Source organism: Superficieibacter sp. HKU1, assembly GCF_029319185.1.
In the GTDB taxonomy this organism is placed as follows: Bacteria; Pseudomonadota; Gammaproteobacteria; order Enterobacterales; family Enterobacteriaceae; genus Superficieibacter.
In genome coordinates, this window is record NZ_CP119754.1 from 4,310,498 (window position 1) to 4,331,980 (window position 21,483).

19 protein-coding genes and 3 tRNA genes are annotated in these 21,483 nt (G+C 56.0%); 1 reads left to right on the top strand and 21 read right to left on the bottom strand.

Going from position 1 to position 21,483, the window contains the following annotated elements; genetic code table 11:
* Positions 1-7: 7 nt before the first annotated feature.
* The 18 genes from P0H77_RS20550 to nnr form a co-directional block, all read right to left on the bottom strand.
* On the bottom strand, positions 8-787 hold the full coding sequence (locus P0H77_RS20550) for an ABC transporter ATP-binding protein (protein ID WP_276159033.1): 780 nt from the start codon (positions 785-787) through the stop codon (positions 8-10).
* Positions 787-1,557, bottom strand: a complete 771-nt coding sequence (locus tag P0H77_RS20555; protein ID WP_103678521.1) for an ABC transporter permease — start codon at positions 1,555-1,557, stop codon at positions 787-789. The genes P0H77_RS20550 and P0H77_RS20555 overlap by 1 nt, the downstream gene beginning before the upstream one ends.
* Positions 1,554-2,555: a glycine betaine ABC transporter substrate-binding protein gene (locus P0H77_RS20560; protein ID WP_276159034.1), complete on the bottom strand. Its 1,002-nt coding sequence runs from the start codon at positions 2,553-2,555 to the stop codon at positions 1,554-1,556. Before P0H77_RS20560 ends, P0H77_RS20555 begins: the two co-directional genes overlap by 4 nt.
* Before the next feature lie 25 nt (positions 2,556-2,580).
* Complete coding sequence (locus P0H77_RS20565; RefSeq protein ID WP_276159035.1) at positions 2,581-3,306, bottom strand: amino acid racemase; 726 nt, start codon at positions 3,304-3,306, stop codon at positions 2,581-2,583.
* Positions 3,303-4,304 carry a D-cysteine desulfhydrase gene (locus tag P0H77_RS20570; RefSeq protein ID WP_276159036.1) on the bottom strand — a complete coding sequence of 334 codons (1,002 nt, stop codon included), beginning with the start codon at positions 4,302-4,304 and terminating at the stop codon, positions 3,303-3,305. Before P0H77_RS20570 ends, P0H77_RS20565 begins: the two co-directional genes overlap by 4 nt.
* Positions 4,305-4,676: 372 nt before the next feature.
* Complete coding sequence (rnr, locus tag P0H77_RS20575) at positions 4,677-7,133, bottom strand: ribonuclease R (protein ID WP_276159037.1); 2,457 nt, start codon at positions 7,131-7,133, stop codon at positions 4,677-4,679.
* A gap of 38 nt (positions 7,134-7,171) precedes the next feature.
* Positions 7,172-7,597 (bottom strand): nitric oxide-sensing transcriptional repressor NsrR, encoded by a 426-nt coding sequence (gene nsrR / locus P0H77_RS20580; RefSeq protein WP_276159038.1) that lies wholly within the window; start codon positions 7,595-7,597, stop codon positions 7,172-7,174.
* A gap of 166 nt (positions 7,598-7,763) precedes the next feature.
* Entirely contained in the window at positions 7,764-9,062 is a 1,299-nt protein-coding gene (locus P0H77_RS20585; protein WP_276159039.1) for an adenylosuccinate synthase, read from the bottom strand.
* Positions 9,063-9,162: 100 nt separating this feature from the next.
* A complete protein-coding gene (locus P0H77_RS20590; RefSeq protein WP_176919251.1) occupies positions 9,163-9,360 on the bottom strand; it encodes a DUF2065 domain-containing protein in 198 nt (65 codons plus the stop codon).
* Between the two features lie 78 nt (positions 9,361-9,438).
* Entirely contained in the window at positions 9,439-10,443 is a 1,005-nt protein-coding gene (gene hflC / locus P0H77_RS20595; protein ID WP_276159040.1) for a protease modulator HflC, read from the bottom strand.
* Positions 10,444-10,445: 2 nt separating this feature from the next.
* Complete coding sequence (hflK, locus tag P0H77_RS20600) at positions 10,446-11,702, bottom strand: FtsH protease activity modulator HflK (RefSeq protein ID WP_276159041.1); 1,257 nt, start codon at positions 11,700-11,702, stop codon at positions 10,446-10,448.
* Between the two features lie 98 nt (positions 11,703-11,800).
* Entirely contained in the window at positions 11,801-13,081 is a 1,281-nt protein-coding gene (gene hflX / locus P0H77_RS20605; RefSeq protein ID WP_276159042.1) for a ribosome rescue GTPase HflX, read from the bottom strand.
* Positions 13,082-13,155: 74 nt separating this feature from the next.
* Positions 13,156-13,467, bottom strand: a complete 312-nt coding sequence (gene hfq, locus P0H77_RS20610) for an RNA chaperone Hfq (protein WP_176919246.1) — start codon at positions 13,465-13,467, stop codon at positions 13,156-13,158.
* Positions 13,468-13,555: 88 nt separating this feature from the next.
* Positions 13,556-14,506 (bottom strand): tRNA (adenosine(37)-N6)-dimethylallyltransferase MiaA, encoded by a 951-nt coding sequence (gene miaA / locus P0H77_RS20615; RefSeq protein WP_276159043.1) that lies wholly within the window; start codon positions 14,504-14,506, stop codon positions 13,556-13,558.
* Complete coding sequence (gene mutL / locus P0H77_RS20620; RefSeq protein ID WP_276159044.1) at positions 14,499-16,343, bottom strand: DNA mismatch repair endonuclease MutL; 1,845 nt, start codon at positions 16,341-16,343, stop codon at positions 14,499-14,501. The genes miaA and mutL overlap by 8 nt, the downstream gene beginning before the upstream one ends.
* 9 nt (positions 16,344-16,352) lie before the next feature.
* Complete coding sequence (gene amiB / locus P0H77_RS20625) at positions 16,353-17,714, bottom strand: N-acetylmuramoyl-L-alanine amidase AmiB (RefSeq protein WP_276159045.1); 1,362 nt, start codon at positions 17,712-17,714, stop codon at positions 16,353-16,355.
* Between the two features lie 16 nt (positions 17,715-17,730).
* Entirely contained in the window at positions 17,731-18,192 is a 462-nt protein-coding gene (gene tsaE / locus P0H77_RS20630) for a tRNA (adenosine(37)-N6)-threonylcarbamoyltransferase complex ATPase subunit type 1 TsaE (protein ID WP_276159046.1), read from the bottom strand.
* Positions 18,185-19,711, bottom strand: a complete 1,527-nt coding sequence (nnr, locus tag P0H77_RS20635; RefSeq protein ID WP_276159047.1) for a bifunctional ADP-dependent NAD(P)H-hydrate dehydratase/NAD(P)H-hydrate epimerase — start codon at positions 19,709-19,711, stop codon at positions 18,185-18,187. Before nnr ends, tsaE begins: the two co-directional genes overlap by 8 nt.
* On the opposite strand from nnr, the gene queG reads away from it, so the two are divergent.
* Complete coding sequence (queG, locus tag P0H77_RS20640) at positions 19,710-20,849, top strand: tRNA epoxyqueuosine(34) reductase QueG (RefSeq protein ID WP_276159048.1); 1,140 nt, start codon at positions 19,710-19,712, stop codon at positions 20,847-20,849. The two genes, nnr and queG, sit on opposite strands and share 2 nt — an antisense overlap.
* Positions 20,850-21,120: 271 nt before the next feature.
* On the opposite strand, the gene P0H77_RS20645 is transcribed toward queG, so the two are convergent.
* The 3 genes from P0H77_RS20645 to P0H77_RS20655 form a co-directional block, all read right to left on the bottom strand.
* A tRNA-Gly gene (locus P0H77_RS20645) sits at positions 21,121-21,196 on the bottom strand.
* 25 nt (positions 21,197-21,221) lie between these two features.
* Positions 21,222-21,297, bottom strand: a tRNA-Gly gene (locus P0H77_RS20650).
* 24 nt (positions 21,298-21,321) lie between these two features.
* Positions 21,322-21,397, bottom strand: a tRNA-Gly gene (locus P0H77_RS20655).
* Between the last annotated feature and the right edge of the window lie 86 nt (positions 21,398-21,483).

Here is a 21,483-nt window from a genome sequence, read left to right on the forward strand (position 1 = left end):
TGACGGATTAACTCAGATGACGCTTTGCCTCCTGACGGACGCGGTGCAGGACGTGATGTTTGATCTCGCCGTACTGCGGGTGCTCCGCAAAGGTTTCAATGTCGCGCTCGCGCCCAAACGGCAGGGCAATCTCCTCGACGATTTTGCCCGGACGCGCTGACATGATTAAAATCCGGTCGGCGAGGAACAGCGCTTCGTCCACGTCATGCGTCACGAATAACAATGTGGTATCAGTGGCGAGCCACGCCTTATAAAGAAGTTCCTGCATCATCAGGCGTGTCTGCGCATCTAACGCGCCGAACGGTTCGTCCAACAGCAGCACTTCCGGTCCGGGAAGCCAGGCGCGCGCCAGCGCCACCCGCTGTTTCATGCCGCCGGAGAGCTGCCACGGCGCATGGTTTTCAAAGCCTTTCAGCCCCACACGCGCCAGCCAGTCCCGCGCCAGGGCATTCACTTCATCTTTGTTATAGCGACCCAGACGCGGGCCGAAGGTGACGTTATCCAGCACCGACAGCCACGGAAAAAGGTTCGGCTGCTGGAAAATCATTCCCCGGTTTGGTCCCGGTCGCTGTACCGGTTTCCCTCCGGCCAGCACCTTTCCACTGTCCGGGCGCGTAAACCCGGCGACCAGGTTGAGAATGGTGGATTTCCCGCAGCCTGACGGTCCCAGCAGCACCACAAACTCCCCTTTCGTCAGCGTCAGCGAGACGTCCTCCAGTACGTTCAGCGGCTCCGGCTTTGCCGCAAAGGTCAGCGAGACCTTTTCCAGCGCGATTTGACTCGTCATCACTCTTTCCCCGCCCAGGGTACAAACAGCCGTTGCAGCCCCAGAAGTAATAAATCCAGCAGATAGCCAATGCCGCCAAGCAGCAAAATACCGAGCATGACAATATCGGTGCGCAGATAAGAGCTGGCGTTGATCACCATCCAGCCCAGCCCGGAGCTGGCGGCGACCATTTCAGCGGCAATCAATGACGTCCAGCCGATACCGATCGACAACCGGACGGTGGTGAACAATTCCGGCAGCGCATCCGGCAGCACCACGCGCAGAAAGATCTGCCGCCGCGTCGCGCCCAGCGTTTGCGCCACACGAATTCGTGAACGCCCGATACGTTCTACCGCCGCGCTGGCCCCCACCACTACACTTAAGAACGTGGCGATGAAGATCAGGAAGAATTTCGACGCTTCGCCAATGCCCAGCCAGACCACCGCCAGCGGGATCAGGGCGATTTTCGGCAGCGGACGCAGGAACTGCACGAAGGGATTGAGGACGGCGGACAGGCCGTCGGACATTCCCATCAGCAGCCCCAGCGGAATGCCGATAACTATCGCCACCGCAAAGGCGCTGAGCGCGCGCGCCAGGCTGACGGCAATGTGCTCCCATAACGGTACCTGACGGTAACCGTCCGCCAGCAGTTCTTCAGCGGTTAAGCCAATATCCGTCAGCGACGGCAGCAGCAGCGGGTCCACCCACTGCCGGGTAGCCGCTATCTGCCAGAGGCTAAAAAAGATCGCTACCGACACCACGCTGATAGCGACATGTTGACCTAATCTCATTTTGCTGCCGCTTCCCGGATGTAACGCGAGTTGATGGCCGCGTCCCAGTTGGCCGGAATATCACGTTTGCGGATCTCACCAATGCCTGCCAGGAAGTTAGAAGTTTTGGTCAGCGCTTTGCCAATCCCGCTATCCGTAGTCTGCGTGCCGTTACCCAGCCAGGCTGCGGTGCCCTGCTCGCTCAGGGTCGGGTACTCCAGCCCACCCAGCGTATTAGCGGCAGTGGTGACGGGCGCGCCCACTTCTTTCGCCACAATGGCTGCCGCACGCTCAGGATCGTTTTTAAACTCGTCCACTTTTTGCTGATGGACGCGCAGGAAGGCGCTGACCGTTTCCGGATACTGCTCGGCAAAGGCTTTACGCACTACGTAGTTGTTGTAAATCAGATAGCCGTCTTTTTGCAGATCTTTGGTGGCGAAGACCTGATGGCCGCCGGAAGATTCCAGCTCCTGGGCAAACGGTGCCCAGACGTAACCCGCGTCGATATCGCCACGCTTCCAGGCCGCGACCATTTCCGCCGGACGCAGCGGCAGCAGGGTAATTTTACTGCGGTCGAGTTTATTGACGCTGATCGCCGCTTCCAGCGCATATTGCGCGGTAGAATTTGGCGGATAAGCCACGCGTTTACCTTCGATATCTTTAATATTATTGATGCCGTCTTTGCCAATTAACCGCTCGTAACTGGCAATCACGCCGGACACGCCAATAATTTCCACCGGCAATTTACGCACAATTCCAGCGGTCGCCGGGCTGGAACCAAAATTAGCAATATCAATGGCATTACTGGCGAAATAATTTAATGCGTCCGCGCCGGAAGCAAATTGCACCCATTTGACTTTGCTGTTCAGCGCGTTATCCAGCGAGCCGTCCGCTTTTGCCAGCATTAATACCTGCGAGCCGCCGCTGTAGGCCACCCGAACTTCCGGCGGCGTTTGTGCAAAGCTGGCGCTGGCCCATAATCCACCCGCTGCAATTAATAAGCAGAGACTTTTTTTCATTTTTTATCCTTTGAGATGTATTCAGTTATGTTAAATAAGTGGTGCGGTAGTCCTGCCATATTTTCGAACATCGCTCTGCCAGTGCCTGAGCGGGATCGAACGTCAGCGGTAAGAAAGGCGCATTCACCGCCCGTAGCGCGACAGGTACTTCAGTGCAGGCGAGGATCAGCTTTTCCGCCCCGCGCTCAAACAGCGCTTTCGCCTGATGCAGAAAAGCCGCGCCGCCTTCGGCCAGATCGCCGCGTTTGACCGCATAGCAGCCGGGTACAAACCATGTCTCCAGCTCAGCCTCATGAGGCACAATCGGCGTGATGCCGTGCTGTTGCAGGCCGCGCTGAAACCACCCGGCGTCCAGCGTACCTTTGGTGGCAATGATGCCGATTCGCTGCGAGGCAGGGCTGGCGTCCACCACGGCGGCGATAGTCGCTTCCACGATATGCAGCAACGGCGCGCGGCTGGCGTCGCTTAACGCGGAATACCAGTGATGGGCGGTATTGCAGGGGATAACAATATGGGTCGCGCCTGCCTGGTTCAGTTTTGCAATTCCGGTCAGCAGTTGCGGTAGCGGCGACGGACCCTTACCCGCCAGCGCCTGCTGTCGATCGGCGATTTGCGGCACGTTCCAGACCACCGTCGGGATCTGCTGCTGGTCGCTGGCGGCGGGCGTTACGGCCAGCAGCGTGGACAGAAAGTCAACGGTGGCCAGCGGCCCCATGCCGCCCAGCACGCCGAGCAGAAACGGCTGGCTCATCGTTCAAATACCTGGCGATAGCCAAACAGGCCTGCCGAGCCGCCGGTGTGGATAAACACCACATTGTCATCTTTGCGGAAATGGCCTTTGCGGATCAGGTCAATCAGGCCCGCCATGCCTTTGCCGGAGTACACAGGATCGAGCAGGATGCCTTCGTGCTGCGCCAGCAGACGCAGCGCTTCCAGCATGCTTTCGGTTGGCAGGCCGTAACCATCGCCGACGTAATCGCTGTTCGCCACTACCGTTTCGCGGGGGAGATCGCCCGGTACACCTAACAGTTCGCGGGTGCGCGACGCCAGATTCCAGACGTTTTCTTCCTGTTTCGCTTTCGGCGCACGCACGCTGATGCCGAGTACCGGTATATGGCTGTTGGTGGCGGTGAATCCCGCGACCAGACCGGCCTGTGTGCCGGTACTGCCTGTCGCATGGACCACATGATCGATGCGCAGACGTAGCTGCGAGGATTGATACAGCAACTCTTCCGCGCAGGCGGCATAGCCGAGTGCGCCGATGGCGTTAGAGCCGCCGCCGGGAATGACATAGGGGTTATGCCCCTCCTCGCGCAATTCAGCAGCGTATTCTTCCATCGCCTGCTGCATATCGGTGCCGCCCGGCAGGTGAGCGACAATGTCTCCGCCCAGTAAAAGATCTAACTGGACGTTGCCGGAGCGCTGATAATCTTCGCCAAAATCCGTCACGCGTTTTTCCAGCAGCACTTTTGCCTTCAGCCCCAGCTTCGCCGCGCCGGCAATGGTCTGACGCACATGGTTAGATTGCGTCGCACCCTGGGTGATAACAACATCGGCTTTTTTTTGCAGCGCATCCGCCAGCAAAAATTCCAGCTTGCGGGTTTTATTACCGCCAGTGGCAAGTCCAGTGGCATCGTCACGCTTAATCCATATTTTCGGACCGCCCAGTAATTTGCTTAATTTTTCAAGCGGCTCTAAAGGGGTTGGGAAATGACCGAGGGAAATGCGCGGAAACCGGGCCAGATGCATAATAGCTCCTTGTAAATCACATTCTATTTAACGCCCGCACTTTTTCATCGGGTCAACGAATAACGTGAGATTCACTATACACATCTGGTTTCAGCGGCTAATCAATAATAAAAAATATCCATTGCCGGAATTGAGATAAGGGCGAATATAGCGGGAAATAAACGATTATTTATGGCGGAATGGAATAGCTTCAATGAAAAAAGAATAATCCGCTTTGCTGGAAGAGAGTGAAGTGGGTGGTAAACCGTCCGTGGTCATCGGGGCGACCGCCGGGTTGGGCCTCCCTCCGGGAACCCAATCCCGCCGTTTCCCCTGTTAGCCTGTATTGCACACGATTTAACCCTCTTCACTGGAAGAGGGTTATTAAGCAGGTTATTCAGCGATTTTCTTTTTCGCCGCGCGTTTGGCTTTGGTGGCCGCCGCGATTTTTTGCGTCTTCGCCGACGGTTTTTTCGCCTTCTTTACGCCTTTGCTTTCACCCGCTTTTTCCGCTTTAGGTTTGGTTTTACCCTTGCCACTACGGAACGCGCTGTCCGGCTCGAAATTGACTTTCTTGCCTGCCTGGCGACGCTTGCCTGAGCTTTTAGCCGGTGCACCCTTTCTGGCTTTTTCGCGCGCGGTTTTGCCTTCATTACGCGGTGCACGCTCGCTGGAAATCAGCGAGAAGTCGATTTTGCGCTCATCCATATTGACCGCTTCGACGCGTACTTCCACGCGGTCACCAAGACGGTAGGTCTGGCCGCCGGATTCACCAATCAGGCGCTGCCCGACCTGGTCGAAACGATAGTAGTCGTTATCCAGCGAGGAGACGTGCACCAGACCGTCGATAAACAGATCGCTAAGACGGACAAAGAAGCCAAACCCGGTAACGCTGGCAATGACGCCTTTGAAAACGTTGCCCACCTGGTCCAGCATAAAGTCACACTTCAGCCAGTCAGAGACGTCGCGGGTCGCTTCATCGGCACGACGCTCAGCCATGGAGCAGTGCTGGCCCAGTTGCAGCATCTCTTCTACGGAGTAGTGATAGCCGCCGGTCCCGGTGCTGTTGCCCTCATGCCCCTGCTCTTTTGCCAGCAGATATTTGATGGCACGGTGCAGCGACAGGTCCGGATAACGACGAATTGGTGAAGTAAAGTGAGCATACGACGACAAGGCGAGGCCAAAGTGACCGCGGTTTTCCGGATCGTAAATTGCCTGTTTCATCGAGCGCAGCAGCATGGTTTGCAGCATTTCTGCATCGGGACGGTCGGCAATTGACGTCAATAACTCCGCATAATCGCGCGGCTCTGGCTTATTCCCGCCCGGCAATTCCAGCCCCAGCTCCGCCAGCACAGAACGGAAAGAGGTGATGGCTTCGTTGGTCGGCTTGTCATGGATACGGAACAGCGCAGGCTCTTTGGCTTTCTCAACAAACCGTGCCGCCGAGATGTTGGCCAGGATCATGCACTCTTCGATCAGCTTATGCGCGTCATTGCGCTGAGTCTGCTCGATACGTTCAATGCGGCGTTCGGCATTAAAGATAAACTTCGCTTCTTCGCTTTCAAACGAGATCCCGCCGCGCTCTTCACGGGCAACATCCAGGACTTTATAGAGGTTGTGCAATTCTTCGATGTGTTTGACAAGCGGCGCATACTGCTCGCGGAGATCCTGATCGCCCTGCAACATGTGCCAGACTTTGGTGTAAGTCAGACGCGCATGGGAGCTCATCACCGCTTCGTAGAATTTAAAGCCGGTCAGGCGGCCTTTAGATGAGATAGTCATCTCACAGACCATACACAGGCGGTCAACCTGCGGGTTCAGCGAGCACAGGCCGTTAGACAATACTTCCGGCAGCATCGGAACGACCTGCGACGGGAAGTAAACGGAAGTGCCGCGGTTGCGCGCTTCCTGATCCAGCGGGGTTGGCGGACGAACATAATAGCTTACGTCGGCAATCGCTACCCACAGACGCCAGCCGCCGCCGCGTTTTTTCTCGCAGTACACCGCGTCATCAAAATCGCGGGCGTCTTCGCCGTCAATAGTGACCAGCGGCAAGTTGCGCAGATCGACGCGGCCCACTTTCGCCTCTTCCGGCACCTCTTCTTTTAGCCCGGCAACCTGCTGCTCTACCGCCTGCGGCCAAATGTAAGGGATTTCATGGGTGCGCAGCGCCATATCGACCGCCATGCCGGTGCCCATATTATCGCCGAGCACTTCAACGATTTTACCGACGGCTTTGGTGCGGCGGGTTGGGCGCTGGGTCAGTTCGACCACTACCACAAAGCCCATGCGCGCGCCCATCACCTCTTCCGGCGGGATCAGGATGTCGAAGCTCAGGCGGCTGTCGTCTGGCACCACAAAGCCAACGCCCGCGTCGGTAAAGTAGCGACCCACGATCTGGCTGGTTTTCGGCACCAGCACGCGCACAATACGCGCTTCGCGGCGGCCTTTACGATCCGCCCCCAGCGGCTGCGCCAGAACCTGATCGCCGTGGATACAGGTTTTCATCTGCTCGCTGGAGAGATAGAGATCGTCTTTGCGCCCTTCTACGCGCAGGAAGCCGAAGCCGTCGCGGTGACCAATCACTACGCCCTTAAGCAGGTCGAGACGTTCCGGTAAGGCATAGCACTGGCGACGAGTGAAGACCAGCTGTCCGTCGCGCTCCATGGCGCGCAGGCGGCGACGCAGGGCTTCAGTCTGTTCTTCGCCTTCAATATTGAGTTCAACCGCCAGTTCTTCGCGGTTGGCCGGTTTTTCACGTTTGGTTAAATGTTCGAGGATGAATTCCCGGCTCGGGATAGGGTTCGCGTATTTTTCTGCTTCGCGGTCCTGGAAAGGATCTTGTGACATAGCGGTTCCTCCGTTGTCAGCGCTGATGGTGATAATCGTTACTCCACCAGTAATAATTTATAAAGCGGTTGATTTTCTTCAACCAAATCGGCCAGCGTGAGGTTATCCAGTTCTCTGAGGAAGCTCTGCACGGCTTGTGAAAGCGCCTGCTTCAGACGACAGGCTGGCGTAATGTGGCAAAATGCGCTGTTACAGTTCACCAGCGTAAGCGGCTCCAGCTCGCGCACAACGTCACCGATACGAATAGTGCCTGCGGGTTTACCCAGCCGGATCCCGCCGTTTTTTCCCCGCACCGCGGCGACATAGCCGGCACGACTAAGCTGATTGATTATTTTGACCATATGATTACGGGATACGCCATAAACCTCGGTAACCTCGGAAATACTGGTCATTCGCCCGTCCGGTAGCGATGCCATATAGATTAGCGCACGCAATCCGTAATCGGTAAAACTCGTTAACTGCACATCAACCTCAAAACAGGGGGAAAGCGGATATTTATACTAGTGATGATAAACCAGCCAACCGTCAGGCCGCTAATTTATTTGATCGAGGGGACAAAAAGCAGAAGTTCAGGGCGGGCTTTGCTTCTCTGGCCTGCGCGTTTTGTCGCAGGCCAGTCATCAATAATGATTATGCGTCGAACGGATCGCGCAGGATCATGGTCTCGGTACGATCCGGACCGGTAGAGATGATATCAACCGGAACACCGGTCAGTTCTTCGATACGCTTAATATAGTCCAGCGCCGTCTGCGGCAGACCGTCACGCGTTTTCACGCCGAAAGTAGACTCAGACCAGCCAGGCAGGGTTTCGTAAATCGGCTCGATACCTTCCCAGTTGTCGGCCGCCAGCGGCGTAACGGTGACTTCACGGCCATCCGGCATACGGTAACCCACGCAGATTTTCACTTCTTTCAGGCCGTCCAGCACATCCAGCTTGGTCAGGCAGAAGCCGGACAGGGAGTTGATCTGCACCGCACGTTTCACCGCAACCGCGTCCAGCCAGCCGGTGCGACGGCGACGGCCGGTGGTAGCACCGTATTCGTTACCCTGCTTGCACAGGAACTCGCCGGTGTCATCAAACAGTTCGGTCGGGAACGGACCCGCACCCACGCGAGTGGAGTACGCTTTGATGATGCCAAGCACGTAGTCAACATAACGCGGACCCAGGCCGGAACCGGTCGCCACGCCACCTGCGGTGGTGTTCGACGAGGTTACATACGGGTAGGTACCGTGGTCGATATCCAGCAGCGTACCCTGCGCGCCTTCGAACATCACGAAGTCGCCGCGCTGACGCGCCTGATCCAGCAGATCGGAAACATCAACCACCATCGCGGTAAGGATGTCGGCAATCGCCATCACATCGTCCAGCACTTTCTGGTAGTCAACGGCCTCAACTTTGTAGAAGTTCACCAGCTGGAAGTTGTGATATTCCATCACTTCTTTCAGTTTGTCGGCGAAGGTCGCTTTGTCGAACAGGTCGCCAACGCGCAGACCGCGACGGGCTACTTTGTCTTCGTAAGCCGGGCCGATACCGCGACCGGTCGTACCGATAGCTTTCGCGCCGCGCGCTTTTTCACGCGCCACGTCCAGCGCGACATGGTAGTCGAGGATCAGCGGGCAGGCTTCAGAGAGCAACAGACGCTCACGAACCGGGATACCACGGTCTTCCAGCTCTTTCATCTCTTTCATCAGTGCAGCAGGCGACAGCACAACGCCGTTACCGATGATGCTGGTGACGTTATCGCGGAGAATGCCTGATGGAATAAGATGGAGAACGGTTTTTTCACCGTTGATTACGAGAGTATGGCCTGCGTTGTGACCGCCCTGATAGCGCACCACATATTTAGCCCGTTCAGTCAGAAGATCGACGATCTTCCCTTTACCTTCGTCACCCCATTGGGTGCCCAGTACGACGACGTTGTTACCCATTTTAAAATCACCGATTGCTTAAAAATGGATTCTACCACCGCTTTTGGCGTTGATCAGCACTTTTTGCACCTGAGAAACGGCAAATCCGACCACTTTTTGATCAGCCAATCGTTTTCGTCAACATGTAGTAGATCACAAAGCCAGCAACCACAAGTCCACCACCGAAGCGGCGTAAAATAGTGTCCGGTAGCTGGGTCATGGCGGCGATCATTTTGCGCCAGGCGCGCGGGTAAAGCATTGGCCCCAGGCCTTCGAGCACCAGAACCAGCGCGAGGGCCAGTAAGATTGTTGAGTTCATTTTTATTCCACTAAAAAGAAAACCACCGCTCTCACTCAGAGAGACGGTGGTTTTTATCGAACCGTCACTAACGCGATATTAACGTGTCGCGTTGGTCGGCGTCTTCATATAACGGAAGAAATCGCTGTCCGGACTCATTACCATCACGTCCTGGTTGCTTTCGAAGCTTTTCTCGTAAGCGCGCAGGCTACGGATAAAGGCATAGAAGTCCGGGTCCTGGCTAAAGGCATCCGCAAACAGCTTAGCGGCTTCTGCATCACCTTCACCGCGCATAATGCGGCCCTGACGCTCGGCTTCCGCCAGCGTTTTGGTGACCTCGTAATCCGCTGCAGCCTGGATTTTCTCTTTCTCTTCTTCACCCTGTGAACGGTGACGACGCGCGACCGCTTCACGCTCGGCGCGCATACGGTTGTAAATCGCCTCGGAGACTTCGGTTGGCAGGTTAATTTGCTTGATTCGCACGTCAACCACTTCAATACCGAGTGCCGCCATACTGTTCGGATTCACCACCGGCACTTTGCCGTTGGTTTCCGCCGCAACGCGCTCGGCAGCCTTGGCGATTTCGTTATCCGCGCCCGGCGTAGCCACTTCGTCTTCCGTACCGGCAGAGCCTGAGTTGAGGGCTTCGCGGACTTCCAGCGTCAGACGACCACGGGAGTCGGTCACGATGTCTTTCACATCCAGACGACCGATTTCAGAACGCAGACGGTCAGAGAACTTACGTTTCAGCAGCACTTCGGCCTGCGAAACGTCGCCACCACCGGTTGCCAGGTAGTAACGGCTGAAGTCGCTGATACGCCATTTGATATAGGAGTCAACGATCAGGTCTTTTTTCTCTTTAGTCACAAAACGATCGGCCTGGTTATCCATGGTCTGGATACGGGCATCAAGCATTTTCACCGATTCGATAAACGGAACCTTAAAGTGCAGTCCCGGTTCGAAGATCAGCGGTTTGTTGTCGCTGTCGCGCAGTACTTTACCGAAGCGCATGGTGATCCCACGCTCGCCTTCTTTCACCACAAACAATGAGGTATAAAGCACTACCAGCACGATGATGATAATCGCAATAACAGACTTACGCATCGTTATTCCCCCTGACGCTGGTAGTCATTACGCTGCGCATTCTCGCGGCGTTGATCCATGATATCGCCTTGTTCGGCAGACGATGGTTTATTGGCACTGCTATTGCTGCCTGAAGACGCTGGTGGCAGACGCAGAACGCTATCTGCGCCACTGCGATCGCTCTTTGCGGAACCCGCGCTGTTGCCTTTGAGCATTTGATCCAGCGGCAGAACCATCAGGTTACCGCCCTTATCGTTAACCAGCACTTTGCGGGTATGGCTAAGGACTTTTTCCATGGTTTCGATATACAGACGCTCGCGGGTGATTTCCGGTGCGGCTTTGTATTCCGGCAGCATTTTGGCAAAGCGTGCAACTTCACCCTGCGCTTCTAACACGGTGCGCGTTTTGTACGCGCGGGCTTCTTCCAGAATACGCTGTGCTGAACCGTTAGCACGCGGCTGAACTTCGTTGCTGTACGCTTCTGCTTCACGAATGGACTGCTGCTCGTTTTCACGGGCGGAGATCGCATCGTCAAACGCCGCCTGAACGGCTTCCGGCGGACGTGCGGCCTGGAAGTTGACGTCCAGCAGGGTGATCCCCATGTTGTACGGGCGAATGGTCTCTTCCAGCTCGCGCTGGGTATCGCTACGAATCACGGTACGGCCTTCGGTCAGAATACGGTCCATGGTGTATTTACCGATCACACCGCGTAACGCACTGTCCGTGGCCTGGCGCAGGCTGTCATCAGCGCTGGTCACGCTAAACAGGTAACGACGCGGATCGGTGATGCGGTACTGTACGTTCATCTCAACGCGCACTACGTTCTCATCGGACGTCAGCATCACGCCGGACGCCGCCAGTTCACGCACGGCTTCTACGTTGACAGCGGTGACGTCATCAATAAAGGTTGGCTTCCAGTTCAGGCCCGGTTCTACCAGATGGCTGAACTTACCAAAGCGCGTTACCACGCCGCGTTCCGCTTCTTTAATGGTATAGAAACCACTGGCCGCCCAGATAATAACCACTGCCGCGACAACGATACCGACAATGCGGCCGCCCATTTGAGCGCGAGGCCCCTGCGGCGCATTGCCGCCGGTTCCTTTTCCGCCACCGCCGAAGCCGCCGAGTTTCTTACTCAGCTTGCGAAAGATATCGTCCAGATCGGGCGGTCCCTGTTCACGACCGCCTTTGTTTCCATTTCCACCGGGGTTGCCGCCAGGTTTATTACTTCCCCAGGGGTCGCGGTCTTGTCCGTTATTACCGGGCTGGTTCCACGCCATGTCTGTACTCCATATTTGTTATGCGGTGATATACCCGTCGCATCTGTGCTGCACGTTACGGGCATCCTCTAATAAGAGGGAAAATAACTTCAGTCGGGTTAAATAATATATTCAACCAGAGCAGGTTCTTGTTTACAGAGTCGACGCCAGTCAACAATGGGCAGGCGAATTTGCAGACTGATACTGCCGTCGTCCTCAAGCCACTCTTTTTCTATTGCCTGAAGCTGATAAAACCGGCTTCTCAGACGCCCTTCCTGCGGAGGTAGACGCAACGTATGCTGCGCTATCTCGCCGGAAAGCCGTTCAGTCAAAGCCTCGAAAAGCAGCGGTACACCCGCTCCGGTCTGTGCCGAAAGCCAGACGCGAACCGGTTTATTTTCTTCATCACGATCGATACGCGGCTCGAAATCCTCCAGCATATCGATTTTATTCATCACCAGTAGGGTGGGAATTTCATGCGCGTCGATCTCATCGAGCACGGTATTCACCGCGTCTATGTTTTCCTGCACGCGAACATCAGCGGCATCAATAATATGCAGCAGCAGCGTCGCCTGACGCGTTTCCAGCAGCGTCGCTTTAAATGCTGCGACCAAATCGTGTGGCAGGTGACGGATAAATCCAACGGTATCCGCCAGCACGGTTTCGCCAACATCCACGACGTCGATACGGCGCAGCGTCGGGTCCAGGGTGGCGAAGAGCTGATCTGCCGCGTATACCTGTGATTCCGTGATGTGATTAAACAGCGTCGATTTTCCGGCGTTGGTATAACCCACTAGTGAAACGGTCGGAATATCGGCTTTAATACGCGATTGACGCCCTTGCTCACGCTGTTTTTCCACTTTGCCAAGCCGTGACTGGATCTGGATAATCCGGTCGCGCAGCAAACGGCGGTCGGTTTCGAGCTGGGTTTCCCCCGGGCCACGCAAACCAATACCGCCTTTTTGTCTTTCAAGGTGCGTCCAGCCACGCACCAGGCGTGTTGCCATATGACGCAACTGTGCCAGCTCGACCTGTAACTTACCCTCATGGGTACGGGCGCGCTGGGCAAAAATATCTAAGATGAGACCGGTACGGTCGATAACCCGGCATTCGCATAAGCGTTCCAGGTTACGTTCCTGGGCCGGACTTAAGGCGTGATCAAACAGCACGACTGACGCGCCAGTCGCTTTTACGGCTTCCGCAATTTCAACTGCTTTACCTTCACCAACATAATACTTTGGGTGCGGTGCTTTACGGCTACCGGTAATCACCTGAGTTGCGTCGACACCGGCGGAAGAGACCAGAGATTCAAACTCCTGCAGGTCTTCCATATCTTTGTCTTGCGAAAAATAGATGTGTACCAGTACCGCCTGCTCACCGGCGTCATAACGGTCAAACAAGCGTAAACCCTCATTAATAACCAGCGGGGAACCTGAAAAAACAAGCTCCCCCGCCTGGGAAAACAGCAAATAACTTACTCGTTGTCATCGCCGTCTTGCTGGGACGCAGAAGAACCCTGCGCGTTACTACCGTGATGATAGTTGCTGCCAGTGCCACCCGCAGCATTGTTGCTGTGATGCGATACCGGGCGGGACGGAACCACGGTAGAGATAGCGTGCTTATACACCATCTGGCTAACCGTGTTTTTCAGCAGAATCACGAACTGATCGAAAGATTCGATTTGACCTTGCAGCTTAATACCATTCACCAAATAAATAGAAACCGGAACGCGTTCACGACGTAATGCGTTCAGGAACGGGTCTTGTAAAGATTGCCCCTTAGCCATTCTCTCTTTTCCTTATATGTATGCTTGTTTTGTACGTAGAACCTTACGATTCTGCAAATTGCGCACGATACGACTCAATTGTACACATTCAATGAGCGTTAGCACCAACAACCTGCAACACCTTGTTACGCGCCTGTTCCGGTTCTTCACTATCCAGCCAGTGAACCCCTTCCCAACCGCGCAGCCAGGTGACCTGGCGTTTTGCTAACTGTCTCGTGGCGCAAACACCTCGATAAACCATTTCATCGTATGATATTTCACCTTCAAGATATGACCACATCTGGCGATATCCCACACAACGAATGGAAGGCATGTCCGTATGCAAATCTCCACGAGCAAAAAGCGCTCGCACTTCTGCTTCAAAATCTGAAGCCAACATCTGATGAAAACGCTGCTCAATGCGCTGATGGAGCAGTTCGCGGCTCGCCGGAGCGATGGCAAACTGATGCACCTTGTAAGGCAGAGCCTCTCCTGACGTTTGCGTCAGCTCTGTTAAAGTTTTACCCGAAATGAAAAAAACTTCCAGTGCCCGGGAAAGTCTTTGCGGATCATTTGGATGAATACGCATGGCCGAAACCGGATCTATTGTCTGGAGCTGCCGATGTAACGCATCCCATCCCTGTTCTGCGGCCTGCTGTTCAATCTTTGCTCTGACTTGCGGGTCCGCTGAAGGCAGCGGCGATAGTCCTTCCAGTAAGGCCTTAAAATACAACATAGTACCGCCAACCAGCAGCGGAATACGGCCCGCTGCGGCGATCTCTGCCATCTCTTTTAGCGCATCGCGACGAAAATCCGCTGCGGAGTACGCCTGGGCAGGATCGAGAATGTCGACTAAACGGTGCGGCGCAGCGCGGCGTTCTTCTTCGCTCGGCTTCGCCGTTCCGATATCCATTCCCTGATAGATAAGGGCGGAGTCGACGCTTATCAACTCTACTGGCAAAACTTTACGTAACTCAATCGCCAGCGCGGTCTTACCGGAAGCCGTTGGCCCCATTAAAAAAATTGCCTGCGGCAGTTCTGCTTGTCTCACGTTACTCATCTTTCAGGGCATTCATCGCCGTGTGTATCTCTACAGGTTGTAATAATCCGCCCGGCGGCGACATCACTAAATGGGGGCAAAGACGTTCTACGTCTGCCAGCACCGAGATAGCCTGCGCCATATTCCACTGGCTATGTTCGCTTACCAGGTTACGCGCAAGCCACAGAGCGATATCGTCCACATGCAGTGTCGTATGCTGCGCCAGGTAGCCTATCAGTTCAGAAATCAAGTTTTGTAAATTTTGTTGCCGTAAGGGTAAAGGCACGGCGCGGATTGTCACATATTGCGCATCTGATTGAAATTCAATCCCCAATTTTGCCAGCAGTTCCTGTGCCTTGTTGAGCGCCGTCATTTCAGCGACGGATACTTTCAGGCGCAGTGGGATTAGCAGCGGCTGGGCGCAAATCTCGTTTTTCCCGGGCGTTAACTGCGCTTGCCTTAGCCAGCGTTCTGCCACCGGCAGCGAGAGTAAACAGAGCTTTCCTTCCCGCTCCATCAGCGCATATTCGGTATGCAGGATGGTTAACACGCGGCCAAAGCTCTGGCTATGGCCTTCCAGCACCGGCGCGGCGGGTTGCGGTTCGCGGACCTCGCGTTGCGTGCCTGGCGTTTGCAGCAGTTCCCGATAGAGCGCTCCCTGCTTTTTCTGGTAGCCCGGCTGTGCATTGGGCCAGTTTGTGCCGCCGCCGCTGCCGGAAGGAGAGGAAGGCCGCGCGGCGGGAGCTTCTCGCGCCGGAGCGGGTTCGGCAAATTGATTGCGACCCGCAGCGACGCGGTTTTCTGGTACGTGACGCGGCGCAGGAGTTTTTTCATCTGCCAGCGGCAGCGGAGGTTCATCGCGTTGCTGTAAGACGCTTAACACGCCCTGGTAAATAAAATCGTGGACCAGCCGTGACTGGTGGAAACGCACTTCATGCTTGGCAGGATGCACGTTAACATCCACCTGGTGTGGATCGATTTCCAGATACAGCACAAAGGCGGGCTGCTGATCGATACCCAGCTTATCCTCACAGGCCTGGCGGATCGCATGATTAATCAGGCGATCGCGCATCATGCGCCCGTTAACATAGCTGTATTGCGTCTCTGCCAGCGCCGCCGTGGTGCCCTGCGGATTGGCCACCCAGCCACGCAGCGTCAGATCACCGTGCTGCCACTCGATCGCCAGCGCCTGTTCAAGGAATGCGGTCCCGCAAATCGCGCCCATGCGCCGCTCTCTCGGCGCGTTCGGCTGTACGGCCCGATACTGACGCACCATTTTACCGTTGTGATTGAGGTTAATGGTGACGTCAAAACGCGCCAGCGCGATGCGGCGAATAATCTCATCAATATGATTAAATTCGGTTTTCTCGGTGCGCATGAACTTGCGCCTGGCGGGCGTGTTATAAAACAGATCCAGCACTTCCAGCGTCGTTCCCACCGGATGAGCGGCAGGTTTGACCGTCACCTCCATATCCCGCCCTTCCGCGTAAGCCTGCCAGGCTTCCTGCTGCTCTGCGGTGCGCGAGGTCAGGGTCAGACGCGAAACGGAACTGATACTCGCCAGCGCCTCGCCGCGAAAGCCAAGGCTGATAATCGCTTCCAGATCGTCAAGGGTAGTGATCTTACTGGTGGCATGGCGCGCCAGCGCCAACGCCAGTTCGTCTTTTTTGATGCCGCAGCCGTTATCACGGATACGGATTAACTTTGCGCCGCCGCGCTCGATATCAATATCGATGCGGGTGGCACCGGCATCGATGCTGTTTTCTACCAGCTCTTTCACCACCGATGCAGGGCGCTCAACCACCTCACCGGCGGCAATCTGGTTTGCAAGCTGCGGTGGCAGGACCTGAATCGGCATGAAATCTCCTTAGTTAAGCAGCATCCCGGCAGGCGATGACGCGCTGGCCACCTGGCCCGCTCCACTCTGCGGACCCGGCTGGAGCGGATGCGCCTGGAAGTAGTTACGCAGCCCTTCATAGATTGCATTGGCGAGCTGCTGCTGATAATCATCGCTGCCGAGCAGCCGTTCCTCACCGTTATTGCTGATAAATCCGGTTTCCACCAGCACGGAAGGAATATCCGGCGAGCGCAGTACGCCAAGGCTGGCGTGCTCAGGCCGCCGCTTGTGCAGCGAGCCGATGCGCTGGAGCTGGCCCAGCATATTCACGGCAACATCATACCCGACGCGCTGCGAATGGCCGAATTGTAAATCCAGCACCGCCTGGCTCAGGTAAGGATCGGACTGGCTGTTAGCAAGCACGTCGCCCGCGCCGCCGAGCAGTTCAGACTGCTTCTCGTGCTGTTCGAGCCAGCTGGCCATTTCGCTATTGGCGCGACGGTTTGACAGCACCCAGACCGATGCGCCGGTGGCGTCGCGGTTTGGCGCAGCATCGGCGTGAATCGACACCAGGAAGTTAGCGTTTTGCTGACGTGCCACGTCTGAACGGCCCATCACCGAGATAAAGTAATCGCCGTCACGAGTCAGCACCGCTTTGAACATCGGATCGTTGTTGAGCAGCGTGCGCAGCTTACGCGCGATAGCAATGGTAACGTTTTTCTCACGCGTACCGCCCGGTCCAATCGCCCCCGGATCCTGGCCGCCGTGACCGGCGTCAATCGCAATGATCACTTTATCACCCGACGCTGTACGCGTGCGCATCGCAGGGCGCGTCACGGTATTACTGTTAGTAACGCTGGTGATGCGGTCGTTGTCGGTTTTAAACGGATTTTTCGCCGGCTGTGTCGGTTGCACAGGCCGCGCAGTTTGAACAGGTTGGGTTTGCGCGACAACCGGTGGCGCAACGCGCGGCTGCGTCACGACTGGCGGCGGAGGCGGCGGCGGCGCATCGGCGTTGATGGTAAAGACAACGGTGTAGTTACCGCCATTTTGCTGTTTCACCGCACGCGTTTTGCCGTTCTGCGTAAGATCGACGACCAGTCGCAGCGACTGGTTATCCTTCGGGGTGCCGGATCGGATCGCTTTTACCAGATTGTCGCCGCTGAACTGCAGCGGAAGCCCCTGGATCACCCCGGTTTGCTTGATATCCAGCGCCACCGTGCGGTTGCCCTGCTGTGAAAAAGCGTATTCGGGATCGCCGATAAAACTAAAGGTAATACGGGCCTGGCTATCGCCATTAGAGACCTGAATATCGGACAAGCTTGCCGCGCCGGCCTGCGCGCACAGCATAACCAACAGTGCTACCAACCACTTATGCATACGATACATCATCCCGTCACCCTTAAGGTTAACCGGCTACACGCGCCAGCAGCGAATTACCTGATGCGGAGACTGCCACAATACGCGCCTCACGACCCTGCGCCTGATATTCCAGGTGTATTTCAAGATCCGGTTCAGGCAGAACGCCCGTCCCCTGCTGCGGCCACTCCACCAGACAAATTGCCTCGTCGGTAAAATAGTCACGGATCCCCATAAACTCCAGTTCTTCCGGATCGGCCAGCCGATACAAATCGAAGTGGTACACCATCAATGCGTCGAGCGTATACGGTTCAACCAGCGTATAGGTCGGGCTTTTCACATTGCCCTGATGTCCCAACGCCTGTAGAAATCCCCGGCTGAAGGTCGTTTTGCCCGCGCCAAGGTCGCCGTACAAATAAATTACTGTTGCGCCATCACAGGCCCTGGCGATACGGTTGCCAAGGTCCAGCGTTGCTTGTTCGTCGGGTAAAGGAATCACTCGATTAATCATGTTCAGGGTCAATCACATCCGGGTTAACAACACGCACAAGCGTGGAAAAAAGATCGGTGGCCAACATGCCACGCGTCCCGTGGCGCGCCGCCAGTTTATCAGCCGCGACGCCGTGCGCCACGCATCCTGCGCTGGCAGCCTCATACAGCGGCAGCTGTTGGGCCAGCAGTGCGCCGATAATACCGGACAGCACGTCGCCCATTCCGCCGCTGGCCATGCCGGCGTTGCCAGTATCCGCAATGCCCAGCGAACCTTCATGGCTGGCGATCACCGTCCCCGCCCCTTTCAGAACCACCGTGCCGCCATACTGTTTTACCAGACGCTGCGCAGAAAGTAAGCGATCGCTCTCAATTTCTGCCACGCTGGTATTTAACAGGCGGGCAGCCTCGCCGGGATGCGGGGTCAACAGGCGATTGTGACGTGTATCGGGGTTGATTGCCAGCAGGTTCAGCGCATCCGCGTCCCAGAGCATCGGTTTGCGAAAATTCTCAACTTTATGCAGCGCCTGTTTGCCCCATTTTTGCTGTCCAAGGCCTGGACCAATGACCACGACATCTGCCCATTCAAGATTATCCTCAAGCGCCTCCGGCGTCAGTTCCTGGACCATCAATTCTGGCCGCGCGGCGAGGATGGGAACGATGTTATCGCTACGGGTTAAGATGCGTACCAGCCCGGCTCCGGCCCTCAGCGCCGCCTCACCGGTCATGCGGATCGCCCCCGCCGTACCGTGGTCACCGCCGACAATCAGCAGCTTGCCGTGATCGCCTTTATTGGAGGTCGGACGGCGCGGTTGTAGCCAGTCGGCCAGTTGCGCACCGTCGAAGCGGTTCCAGGGCGCGTCCTGACTGGCCAGCCAGCCTTCCAGGCCGAGGGCATTGTGGTGCAGACACCCCACGACATCGCGGGCTTTGCCGGTCAGCAGACCGGGCTTAAGCGCAATAAAGGTGATGGTGAGGGCCGCGTTAATCACCGCGCCCGGCGTCGCGCCTGTCTGGGCCAGCAGTCCGGAGGGAATATCCAGCGCCACCACGGGAGCCGGATGGTTATTAGCGTGGTCAATCAGCGCCGCAATAGCGTCGCGCGGCGCGCTGCGTAATCCCGTTCCCAGCAGGCCATCAATGATAACATCAACACCTTCCGGCCAGGCGGCATCGGGCGCATGGATCGTACCACCCGCGTTAAGCCAGGCATTACGCGCGCTTTCCGCCTCTTCCGGCAGCGGCTTCTTACTCTCCAGCGCAATCAGGCTGACCTGAATGCCTGCCGCCTGCGCGAGCCTCGCCACCACATAGCCATCGCCGCCGTTATTGCCAGCGCCGCAAAGAATCAGCCAGTGGCGGGAAGTCGGATACGTCTCCCGCGCCAGCGTAAAAGCCGCAAGGCCCGCACGTTGCATCAACTCGTATAGCGTAATCCCTAATGCATCCGCCGCCTCCTGCTCAAGGTGCGGCAGCGCCTGCGCAGGCCAGACAGTGTGTGGTATACTTGCGCGGTTTGTATTCATCTTATGGTCCGTCATGTCTCAGCCCCTCGATCTCAATCAGTTAGCGCAAAATATTAAACAATGGGGCACTGAACTCGGGTTCCAGCAGGTCGGTATTGCCGATACCGACCTGAGCGCCAGCGAGCCGAAACTGCAGGCGTGGCTCGATAAGCAGTACCACGGCGAAATGGAGTGGATGGCGCGTCACGGCATGATGCGCGCCCGTCCGCATGAACTTTTGCCCGGTACGCTTCGCGTCATCAGCGTGCGGATGAACTATCTGCCCGCCAACGCGGCTTTCGCCCGCACGCTGAAAAATCCCTCTCTTGGCTACGTCAGCCGCTACGCGCTGGGGCGCGACTACCATAAGCTGCTGCGCAATCGCTTAAAAAAGCTTGGGGAGAAAATTCAGGAACAGTGCGCGTCGCTGAATTTTAGACCTTTTGTCGATTCTGCGCCTCTGCTTGAGCGTCCGCTGGCAGAAAAAGCTGGGCTGGGCTGGACAGGTAAGCACTCACTTATCCTTAGCCGCGATGCCGGATCGTTCTTCTTCCTCGGTGAACTGTTAATCGACTTGCCGCTTCCGGTTGATACTCCTGTCGAAGAAGGCTGCGGACGCTGCGTGGCCTGCATGACCATCTGTCCTACCGGGGCGATTGTTGAACCCTATATCGTAGACGCCCGGCGCTGTATCTCCTACCTGACGATTGAACTGGAAGGCGCTATTCCCGAGGAATTCCGTCCGCTGATGGGCAACCGGATCTACGGCTGCGATGACTGTCAGTTGATCTGTCCGTGGAACCGTTATTCGCAGCTTACCGAAGAAGAGGATTTTAGCCCGCGCAAATCGCTGCATGCGCCGGAGCTGATCGAACTGTTTGCCTGGAGCGAGGCCTGGTTTCTGAAAGTTACCGAAGGATCGGCAATTCGCCGTATCGGTCATCTGCGCTGGCTGCGCAATATTGCCGTCGCGCTGGGAAACGCGCCGTGGGATGAAGCCACTATTCAGGCGCTGGAATCGCGCCGGGGTGAGCACTCACTTCTCGACGAACACATAGAGTGGGCGATTGCGCAGCAAATCGAGAAGCGAAATGCCTGTGTCGTGGAAGTGCAGCTGCCAAAAAAACAGCGGCTGGTACGGGTGGTTGAAAAAGGGCTGCCGCGCGACGCCTGATTCATTCACAGCGTGTGTATAAAATTAAAAACCTATTGGTATTCAACGCGCAAAAATTCGTCAAGCGATCTAATTAACATTTTGAAATATTATTTTCTCTATGATTTTCATAAGCTTAATTAAAAATCATTTACATTTTGAACTTTTTTGCCAAACAGTGAATACAATCCGGCCTGTGGATAACTCTGTTCACAGAAGTTTGTCAGAAGTGAAAGACATCCCAATCAACGGGCCTTGCCGCTGTGGATAATTTATTCTTGAGATGAAATTTTGGAGCGGGAAACGAGACTCGAACTCGCGACCCCGACCTTGGCAAGGTCGTGCTCTACCAACTGAGCTATTCCCGCTTGGGTGGTGTAAATCTTCAAATTTTGGAGCGGGAAACGAGACTCGAACTCGCGACCCCGACCTTGGCAAGGTCGTGCTCTACCAACTGAGCTATTCCCGCTTGGGTGGTGTACATCTTCAAATTTGGAGCGGGAAACGAGACTCGAACTCGCGACCCCGACCTTGGCAAGGTCGTGCTCTACCAACTGAGCTATTCCCGCTCTGTGTAACGTTGCAAATTCTGCATCGGTACGGGAGGCGCATTATACGAGAAATCCTTTATGCTGCAAGCCCCTGAACCGCAATT

Coding starts and splice junctions, on each gene's coding strand:
- P0H77_RS20550 (WP_276159033.1), bottom strand. CDS start 787: ATGACGAGTCAAATCGCGCTGGAAAAGGTCTCGCTGACCTTTGCGGCA.
- P0H77_RS20555 (WP_103678521.1), bottom strand. CDS start 1,557: ATGAGATTAGGTCAACATGTCGCTATCAGCGTGGTGTCGGTAGCGATC.
- P0H77_RS20560 (WP_276159034.1), bottom strand. CDS start 2,555: ATGAAAAAAAGTCTCTGCTTATTAATTGCAGCGGGTGGATTATGGGCC.
- P0H77_RS20565 (WP_276159035.1), bottom strand. CDS start 3,306: ATGAGCCAGCCGTTTCTGCTCGGCGTGCTGGGCGGCATGGGGCCGCTG.
- P0H77_RS20570 (WP_276159036.1), bottom strand. CDS start 4,304: ATGCATCTGGCCCGGTTTCCGCGCATTTCCCTCGGTCATTTCCCAACC.
- rnr (WP_276159037.1), bottom strand. CDS start 7,133: ATGTCACAAGATCCTTTCCAGGACCGCGAAGCAGAAAAATACGCGAAC.
- P0H77_RS20585 (WP_276159039.1), bottom strand. CDS start 9,062: ATGGGTAACAACGTCGTCGTACTGGGCACCCAATGGGGTGACGAAGGT.
- P0H77_RS20590 (WP_176919251.1), bottom strand. CDS start 9,360: ATGAACTCAACAATCTTACTGGCCCTCGCGCTGGTTCTGGTGCTCGAA.
- hflC (WP_276159040.1), bottom strand. CDS start 10,443: ATGCGTAAGTCTGTTATTGCGATTATCATCATCGTGCTGGTAGTGCTT.
- hflK (WP_276159041.1), bottom strand. CDS start 11,702: ATGGCGTGGAACCAGCCCGGTAATAACGGACAAGACCGCGACCCCTGG.
- hfq (WP_176919246.1), bottom strand. CDS start 13,467: ATGGCTAAGGGGCAATCTTTACAAGACCCGTTCCTGAACGCATTACGT.
- miaA (WP_276159043.1), bottom strand. CDS start 14,506: ATGAGTAACGTGAGACAAGCAGAACTGCCGCAGGCAATTTTTTTAATG.
- mutL (WP_276159044.1), bottom strand. CDS start 16,343: ATGCCGATTCAGGTCCTGCCACCGCAGCTTGCAAACCAGATTGCCGCC.
- amiB (WP_276159045.1), bottom strand. CDS start 17,714: ATGATGTATCGTATGCATAAGTGGTTGGTAGCACTGTTGGTTATGCTG.
- tsaE (WP_276159046.1), bottom strand. CDS start 18,192: ATGATTAATCGAGTGATTCCTTTACCCGACGAACAAGCAACGCTGGAC.
- queG (WP_276159048.1), top strand. CDS start 19,710: ATGTCTCAGCCCCTCGATCTCAATCAGTTAGCGCAAAATATTAAACAA.
- nnr (WP_276159047.1), bottom strand. CDS start 19,711: ATGACGGACCATAAGATGAATACAAACCGCGCAAGTATACCACACACT.